We start from the raw sequence: 7,505 nt of genomic DNA, 5'->3' as shown, positions 1-7,505 counted from the left end.
TTGCCTGCGATAGTTTTCAGCGTACAGAATTTGGGGATGCTAGCCATAACGTTGGCGAGGTTTCAAACCTCGCCAACGTTGAAGTGAAATGAAAAACCTCGCCAACATTGAGTTGAAGTGATTAATGAGGGTGTACCCCACCATCACCATGTACATGGCCATGATCTAACTCTTCGGCCGTAGCAGGTCTTACTTTTACTACGGTTCCGACAAAGTGCATCTCACGACCCGCCAAAGGATGATTGAAGTCCATGAGTACAAATTCTTCGTCAATTTCAACGATTTGGCCCATCAAACGGTGCCCTTCTTCGTTGGTCATAGGTACCATATTACCAACTTGCAAAATATCTGCTTGAAGCTCGCCATCTACTTTAAATACTTCCAACGGAATCTCCGCTACTGATTCGGTATCGTAGTCTCCGTAGCCTTGTTCAGCATCAAGTTTGAAATCAAAAGTATCGCCTTCCGAAAGTCCATTTAGCTGTTCTTCAAATGCTTCGGGCAATCCGCTCATACCCTGAATAAAATACATAGGCTGGTCATCTCCTACGGTTTCGACCATTTGCCATTCGTCGCTGTCGTTGAGCAAACTCAATTCATAAGTAACTGCTACGACTTGATTAGGTGCTATTTTCATTGATTTAAATTTTTGTCAAACCTACAATTTTTCAAAATTGATACCTAATTTGGTTTCAATTTTCGCCACAAAATTAACCCTTCTTTTTCTTCAACAGAGACAAAACCCGTTTTTTGCAGTACCTTCTGAGAATGAACCAAATCTGCTGGTGTATAAGCAATCAGCCCCTTAGTGGAAGGGTGCCGAAATACCCACTCAGACAGGCGCGCGAGGGCTTCGGAAGCAATGCCTTGATTGCGGTATGCTTGGTCGATACCATAGCCGATTTCGGTTTCGCCTTGGTCGTTGGGTAAGCCTGCTACTCCTATTCCACCCACTACACAATTGTGGGCTTTATGTACGATGAGCCAATTGGTAAACCACTGAAAGTTTACCGAATTAGCGGCAGTTTCGGGAAGCCAATAGTTGGCCAAAGCGTCGTCAAATTCGTTTTGAAAATATTCTTCCATTAGCATGAGGCGGGGAGTCAAACCCAGAGAAAGTTGTAGTGCTTCGTAGTTTGAAGCATGAAGCTGCAATTGGGAAGTATTGAGCGGAATAAGCCGCAAACGATTAGATTCTAAAGAAAACATGGATAAAATTGTTTTGGAACGTAATAAGAAATAGGTGCTTGTGGTATGTACACAAACGTTCATGGCGGCTCGACGCCGCTACGCCACCCTATCAGGCATCCAAAGAGTAATCAGCAGTTGCAGAGGCAATTGTTTTAGTTGGGGCTACAAAGTTAAAAAATAGGTTTGGATGTACATTATTCAGGTTTATTTCCTACCCAAGTTTTTGTAAAGTAAAAGGAGCTGCGTAATTTTCTACTTTTTCACTCCAACAACAAATTAACCCTTATGAAACACTTCGCTACTCTGCTGGTGAGCGTCTTGGTTTGCAGTCAGCTTTCGGCCCAAAAGCTATATTATGGCGACGAAAAATGGCCCGAGCAAGACACCGCTAGCAAATTCTACACCGTTAAAGGCGAACGCCACGGCGTTAGCTATTTCAAAAAACATCATTTCAAGGACGTTCAGTATTTTCCTACCGATAAGCTCTCTTTTGAAGTTTATCACTCACCCGATGTGATGTATCATTGGTATCGCAAGTGGGCAGAGCAGTTTCCCAACATCGTGGATTTGTACGAAGTAGCCAAAAGCTACGAAGGACGTCCTATTTTACAAATGACTATCACTAACAAAAAAACAGGAAAACACACCGACAAACCTGCGGCGTATTTTGAGGCAGGTCGCCACAGTGGTGAAGTCACAAGCAGTGAGGCTATTTTGTGGCTCACGCAGCACCTGCTCGAAAACTACGGCAAAGACCCTAGCATTACCCAATTAGTTGATACAAAGACCATTTATCTCCGCCCCCAAAACAACCCTGACGGAGCTAATATGTATCTTTTTACGGCACAGCGCAATCGCAGTACCGTGCGGCCTAAAGACGATGACCGCGACGGGCTGCTAGATGAAGACCCCGAAGAAGACCTCGACGGCGATGGGGTCATTTATCAGATACGCAAAAAAGCCACCACCAAAGCCGAAAAAGAAAAAGCCGATTATGTACTCGACCCACGCGACCCGTCGGGGCGCTTGATGAAAAAAGTACTGGAAGGCAAGGGCGAATGGCTCGTATATACAGAAGGTATCGACAACGACGGCGATGGAAAATACAACGAAGACGGTATAGGTGGCCTCGACAATCACCGCAATTATCCCGAAAACTGGCGTCCCGACCAAGGAGGCGACCGCTCAGGCCGAGGCTATACCCAAGGCGGAGCAGGCGAATATCCCCTGAGCGAAATCGAAACTCGTTCGACCGTATTGTTTTTGCTCCAACATCCGCACATCTCGGTCGTCAATTCGATGGATACGCGCGTGCCTATGCACCTTCGTCCCCCTTCTACTTCCAAAAGTGCCGAAAGTATGTTTCCCTCAGATTTGGCTATTTACAAACACATGGACAGCCTCGGTCTGTCGTTTACGGGCTATCCTTGGGCGGGCGATGTCTATGATACCTACAGCACTCGTAGCAAAACCGACCGTATGACTGGCGACCCCTCCAAACCCAATCCACTTTTTGGTCATGGGCCTGATTTTGGGTATTTCTACTACGGCTCGGTATGGTACGGCGACGAACTTTGGAACGGCGGTGCCATGAAAGACTACAACAAAGATGGTCAATATGATGAGTACGATGGTCTTATGTGGGACGACGAAGCAAACAAAAAACAAGGCTTCAAACCTTGGACCAAATTTATGCATCCTGTACTTGGAGAGGTCGAAATTGGTGGCTTTCACCCCAAGTTTTTTGCCCAAAATGGCCCCGCTTGGCAGTTAGAAAACTGGATTTCGAAACAATCACGGTTCAACTTAGCAATGGCCAAAGAATTACCCCAAATCGACCTCAAAGATGTAACCGTAAAGCCCCTTGCCAATAACGAATACGAAATCAAAGTCACTTGGAGCAATGTAGGAAAACTGCCCGTGGCACTCGAACAAGCCAAACTCGTAAAAATAGTCCAAGAAGACCGCGTTACTCTCGACATTGACAAAGAACTTTTGAAAGGTTTTGAAAACGCCAAGGCTGTCGTCACTCTACCCGCGTTGTACGACAAAACTATCTACAGCGACTATACCCAAGTAGGTCAACAAAAAGAAGCGACTTTCCGTGTCAAACTCAATCAAACTACCTCCATCAAAGCCAAAGTAAAACTGCTTTCGACGCGAGGAGGTTATAAAGAAAAAGAGATTGCGATTGGGAAGTAATAAAACGGACTAAAAGATACTCTATTCTTCTCTCATTTACGGGCAAGACCTTATGCACATAGGTGTTGTCCGTTTTTTTGCGTCTTCTACCCAAACAAATGGGGAAAAAAGCGGTATATAAAAGGGGAATTTTCACATGGTAGGGTTATTAAAAATGTAACAAATTTGTAATGTTATTTTTACCTCATTAGGATTTTTTCGCCTTGTGTTTAATAAAAAATAACCAAAAAATTTCATTTTAATAACTTATAAACTTCTAGCACTATGAAATCTCCCATTGATTTCAACGATATTTCAACTCATTCTTTTCTTTCTAAAATTCAAGGAAATATTTTAAAAGGGCACGGGCGAGATCATACAACACACATTTTTGTACGTTTCGACAGAAAAAAAAACAACATAGCCATTAAATGGTTAAAAGAATACGCATCAACCTATCTAACCTCTTGTTTAAAACAACTGGTAGAAAGGGAAGAATTTAAAAAGGCCAAGAAACAGGGAGATTTATTTTCAGCTATTTTTTTTACCAAATCTGGTTTAGAATACTTAAAAGGAGATATGGCAGGCCTTAATGATGAAGCCTTCTGTACTGGCATGAAGAATCGTAATCTTCAAGATCCTCCTAAAAAAAATTGGGAAAAAGGATATCGTGAAGAAATAGATATGATGCTACTACTTGCCGACGACGATACAATAAGGATGGGAAATTTTGCCAAAGACGTTTTAGAAAAACTTAGCTCATTTAGCTCTATTCGTGCTATTGAATATGGGCACACCCTCAAAAATGCAAACGGCGACGGCCTCGAACACTTCGGATATGTAGATGGAGTGAGTCAGCCATTTTTTCTAAAAGATGAAATAGATGCTTATCAAGCTTCTTCCAATTCAATAATTGGTGAGGTAAACTTTGACCCTAGTGCGGAGATAAATCTAGTACTTTTTCAAGATCCTTATGTGGCCGACACCGAAGCGATGGGTAGTTACTTTGTTTTCCGAAAACTAGAACAGAATGTAAGGGGATTTAAAAAAGCCGAAAAAAAACTTGGCCTAGGAGAAATTGCAGGTGCGTATATTATAGGGCGTTTTGAAGATGGCACGCCCGTTATCATTCAAGGAACAGAGGGAATGTCTGGAGGCAGTAAACTTAACAACTTTAACTATGATAATGATCCGTCAGGTGGGCGTTGTCCTCATTTTGCCCACATCCGTAAAACCAACCCTCGACGCACTGACGAAGACAAATCGCATATTATGGCTCGTAGAGGTATTCCTTTTGGTCACCGCGAAGTTCCTATTGAAATTGACCAACACTATGCCCAAATGCCCGAAGGTGATGTAGGACTCTTGTTTATGAGTTATCAGGCAAGTATAGAAAAACAATTTGAGTTTATTCAGGTAAATTGGGCAAACGAGCCAAATTTTGAACATCCAAATACAGGACTTGATCCTATCATTGGCCAGCCTCATCTACCTATTCAAGATAACAAATATAATTTCCCTAAATCATACGGTACTCCTACGACCGATAAACAACCATTTAAACAATTTGTAACCATGAAAGGGGGTGAATATTTCTTTGCTCCTAGTATTCTCTTCTTTTCCAATCTTTAACCTCCTACCTAACATGAAAAAATCAGCATTTTTCTTGCTCATGCACTGCTTAGCCCAAAATCTATATGCACAAGAGCGAGTAGGTTTAGATTGGCAGCAGTTCAAAAAATCTATACAAACTTCCTACATTACGCAACCTGTTCAATATGGCACTTTTACCATTTTTGAGATTAAAAATATCAATCGATATCTTTATAAAGTCGAAATTACTGGCAAGAAAATTTCGCTACAGACCCCCATTCCTACCGAATTACAGAATCTGTTTCGTTTAGACCCACAGAGTCTAAAAAATTTTTTGGGAGAAAATAATGAAAAAGCAGAAGAGGCTAACGATAATATTGATAAAGGGATTAATACAATGAATAGCCTAAGAAAAGATGCTGAAACTTCTGATAAAAGACAAACCGACCAGTTAGAAGGCATCAATGCGACTCTAAAAGAAAAAGAAGATTTGTTAAGCATTACAAAAAGATCACTTGCCCCATTAGCCAATACAACTGATAGTACACTAATACCCCAAAGAGATGCTTTGCAAATCCAAGAATCTAATCTCACTAATTCAATTACAAAACTTAAAGAAGAAAAGCAGGAAGAAGAAGCCAACATAGAGGAGTTAAAAAGAGAGATAAAGAATTTCAAGGAAATAGTTCAATCAGTGCTAGATAAGTGTGAAGAATTCCGAGATAAAACCGAAAAAATATCACAGCTCATTCTCGACATGAAAATAAGTCAGCGACGGTTGATTGCGCTTAGTCAAGAAGACTTGGGTTTTAGCGATATGGCCTCTAAAGTTTCTAATATCAACATTTCCAGCACCGCGATTGTCGGCAAAGAATATCGTGAATATATGCAACTCTATAAAGAATTGGAAAAGTTGTATGGCAAAGCTTTTGACAAAGCAACGCAATTATTACTCCAAGGTAAAGACATGTCAGAAGAAGAAGTAAAAAAGGAGGTAAAAAAAGCATTGGATGAAATCGAAACAGCTGATAAACTCATTCAAGACGAAGACTTGTTAACGTTAGTGGAGCAGGTATCCCAACTGGCAGAAGGACTTCGTAACCCTAAAAATTTTACAGTGACAGCCCCCCCTGTACAAATGGACGAAGACGTAGCCAACTATGAAGTGACCATCACGCCTATTCAGACCAATACATTTGGTCCCCATCTTACAATTACCAATTTTGGGTTTGATGTCCCTACCCGAGGTGGTCTCAAAGTTGATTTTAGTGTAGGTCCTGTTTTAGGATTTGGGAATGAATCCAAAGACGATTCTTATTTTCTGGATACTAATTCTAAATTAACAAAATTTGAAAACCCTAATGCCATTAGCCCTAGTCTCGCAGCAATGATGCACTTCTATGGTCGCACAGGTCGCCCCAATGCCTGGAGTGGGCTAATGGGGGTTTCGGCCAATATTGCCGATGTCACAAAACTAGATTTTAACATTTTATTAGGTTTAAGCTATGTACTCGGCAAAAATGAAAAAGTAATGCTCAATGCGGGCGTTATTTTTAATCGGGTCAACCGATTGAAAACAAATCTTTATCAAGAGAACAAAGAATATCCAAGTGATTTAAATCTTGAAGAAGTGGTTCAGAAAGTGTTTCGCCCTGCAGCTTTCTTCTCTGTTTCCTACAATCTGACCCGCAGAGTAACCCGCTAATATATCGGCATGAAAAAGCTAGCAATTGTTTTATTAATCATTGGCTTTAGCCTTCTTAATGCCTGCACAAGGGTATTTTATACAAGCCAATGTGATTGTAGCGGCAAGATACCAGATTACGATTTGGGAAACCCCGATTGGAAAAAATTTGATAAATCCATAATGAATACATATAAGGGATTTATAATCAAAGGAGGTGCTAATGGTATTATTATTTACGAGACAACACGCAAAGACCATGAAGCCTTCGAACAGGTGTTATGCGAGTTTTGGAAAAACAAGTACAAAAAACTAGAATATTAAGATCATGAAGAATTACTTACTTGTGTTATTTATTATTTGGAGTTCTTGTTTGAACAGTTTTGGACAAACACTTCGAATCAGCACCTCTGCAAACAATTTAAATATCAAACATTCTGGAGACATAACCTGTAATGTAAATCTGAAAGAGGGCAAAATAATCTCCTCGGGCACCATCATACTAGGTGGTAGCACTCAGGTTTTTGAAGACATGCATATTGAGTGCAAAAAACTTGAAATTAATAGTGCTACTTCTTTTTCTTTCAAAAATACGACTATAAAATGCGATGAATTAATACTTAATTCTAGCACATTAAATCTTGAAGGTTTAAATGCTAAATGCGAACAAGGACTCAAAATTAATAGTAGTGTTACTACAATATTCGTAACAGACAAAAGTACGATAAATGCCTCCTCCGTATTTTTAACAGGGGGTAATTTAACAATTAAAAAAAACATAGACACCTTACAAGAGGCAATATTATTAGAGTTGTTTTCTTGTTGATTACTAACAAGTTATCTTTTTCTTAAAGTC

General features: G+C 40.4%; 7 protein-coding genes. 5 read left to right on the top strand and 2 right to left on the bottom strand.

What is annotated here, in order from left to right:
• Positions 1-121 precede the first annotated feature (121 nt).
• The gene (locus G563_RS0117895) at positions 122-637 is read right to left on the bottom strand and encodes an FKBP-type peptidyl-prolyl cis-trans isomerase (RefSeq protein ID WP_028666513.1); all 516 of its coding nucleotides are present in this window, start codon (positions 635-637) and stop codon (positions 122-124) included.
• 44 nt (positions 638-681) lie between these two features.
• Positions 682-1,209, bottom strand: coding sequence for a GNAT family N-acetyltransferase (locus G563_RS37115; RefSeq protein ID WP_051211058.1), 528 nt, complete (start codon positions 1,207-1,209; stop codon positions 682-684).
• Positions 1,210-1,476: 267 nt separating this feature from the next.
• Between G563_RS37115 and G563_RS0117885 the strand changes: the two genes are divergently transcribed.
• The 5 genes from G563_RS0117885 to G563_RS0117860 all read left to right on the top strand — a co-directional run bounded on the left by G563_RS0117885 (position 1,477) and on the right by G563_RS0117860 (position 7,475).
• Positions 1,477-3,393 carry a M14 family metallopeptidase gene (locus G563_RS0117885; protein WP_028666512.1) on the top strand — a complete coding sequence of 639 codons (1,917 nt, stop codon included), beginning with the start codon at positions 1,477-1,479 and terminating at the stop codon, positions 3,391-3,393.
• A gap of 264 nt (positions 3,394-3,657) precedes the next feature.
• On the top strand, positions 3,658-5,004 hold the full coding sequence (locus G563_RS0117880; RefSeq protein ID WP_037327373.1) for a Dyp-type peroxidase: 1,347 nt from the start codon (positions 3,658-3,660) through the stop codon (positions 5,002-5,004).
• Positions 5,005-5,017: 13 nt separating this feature from the next.
• The gene (locus G563_RS0117875; protein WP_028666510.1) at positions 5,018-6,670 is read left to right on the top strand and encodes a hypothetical protein; all 1,653 of its coding nucleotides are present in this window, start codon (positions 5,018-5,020) and stop codon (positions 6,668-6,670) included.
• 9 nt (positions 6,671-6,679) lie between these two features.
• The gene (locus G563_RS38150) at positions 6,680-6,973 is read left to right on the top strand and encodes a hypothetical protein (RefSeq protein ID WP_157585437.1); all 294 of its coding nucleotides are present in this window, start codon (positions 6,680-6,682) and stop codon (positions 6,971-6,973) included.
• A 4-nt stretch (positions 6,974-6,977) separates the two neighbouring features.
• Complete coding sequence (locus tag G563_RS0117860) at positions 6,978-7,475, top strand: hypothetical protein (RefSeq protein WP_028666509.1); 498 nt, start codon at positions 6,978-6,980, stop codon at positions 7,473-7,475.
• Positions 7,476-7,505 lie beyond the last annotated feature (30 nt).

This window comes from Runella zeae DSM 19591 (assembly GCF_000423565.1).
Classification (GTDB): domain Bacteria; phylum Bacteroidota; class Bacteroidia; order Cytophagales; family Spirosomataceae; genus Runella; species Runella zeae.
Note: the sequence above shows the minus strand (reverse complement) of the source record. Positions and strands in the feature narration are given on the sequence as shown.

Bases quoted from the DNA above. Each gene is read 5' to 3' on its own strand.
- G563_RS37115 (WP_051211058.1), bottom strand. From the start codon at position 1,209: ATGTTTTCTTTAGAATCTAATCGTTTGCGGCTTATTCCGCTCAATACT.
- G563_RS0117885 (WP_028666512.1), top strand. From the start codon at position 1,477: ATGAAACACTTCGCTACTCTGCTGGTGAGCGTCTTGGTTTGCAGTCAG.
- G563_RS0117875 (WP_028666510.1), top strand. From the start codon at position 5,018: ATGAAAAAATCAGCATTTTTCTTGCTCATGCACTGCTTAGCCCAAAAT.
- G563_RS38150 (WP_157585437.1), top strand. From the start codon at position 6,680: ATGAAAAAGCTAGCAATTGTTTTATTAATCATTGGCTTTAGCCTTCTT.
- G563_RS0117860 (WP_028666509.1), top strand. From the start codon at position 6,978: ATGAAGAATTACTTACTTGTGTTATTTATTATTTGGAGTTCTTGTTTG.
- G563_RS0117880 (WP_037327373.1), top strand. From the start codon at position 3,658: ATGAAATCTCCCATTGATTTCAACGATATTTCAACTCATTCTTTTCTT.
- G563_RS0117895 (WP_028666513.1), bottom strand. From the start codon at position 637: ATGAAAATAGCACCTAATCAAGTCGTAGCAGTTACTTATGAATTGAGT.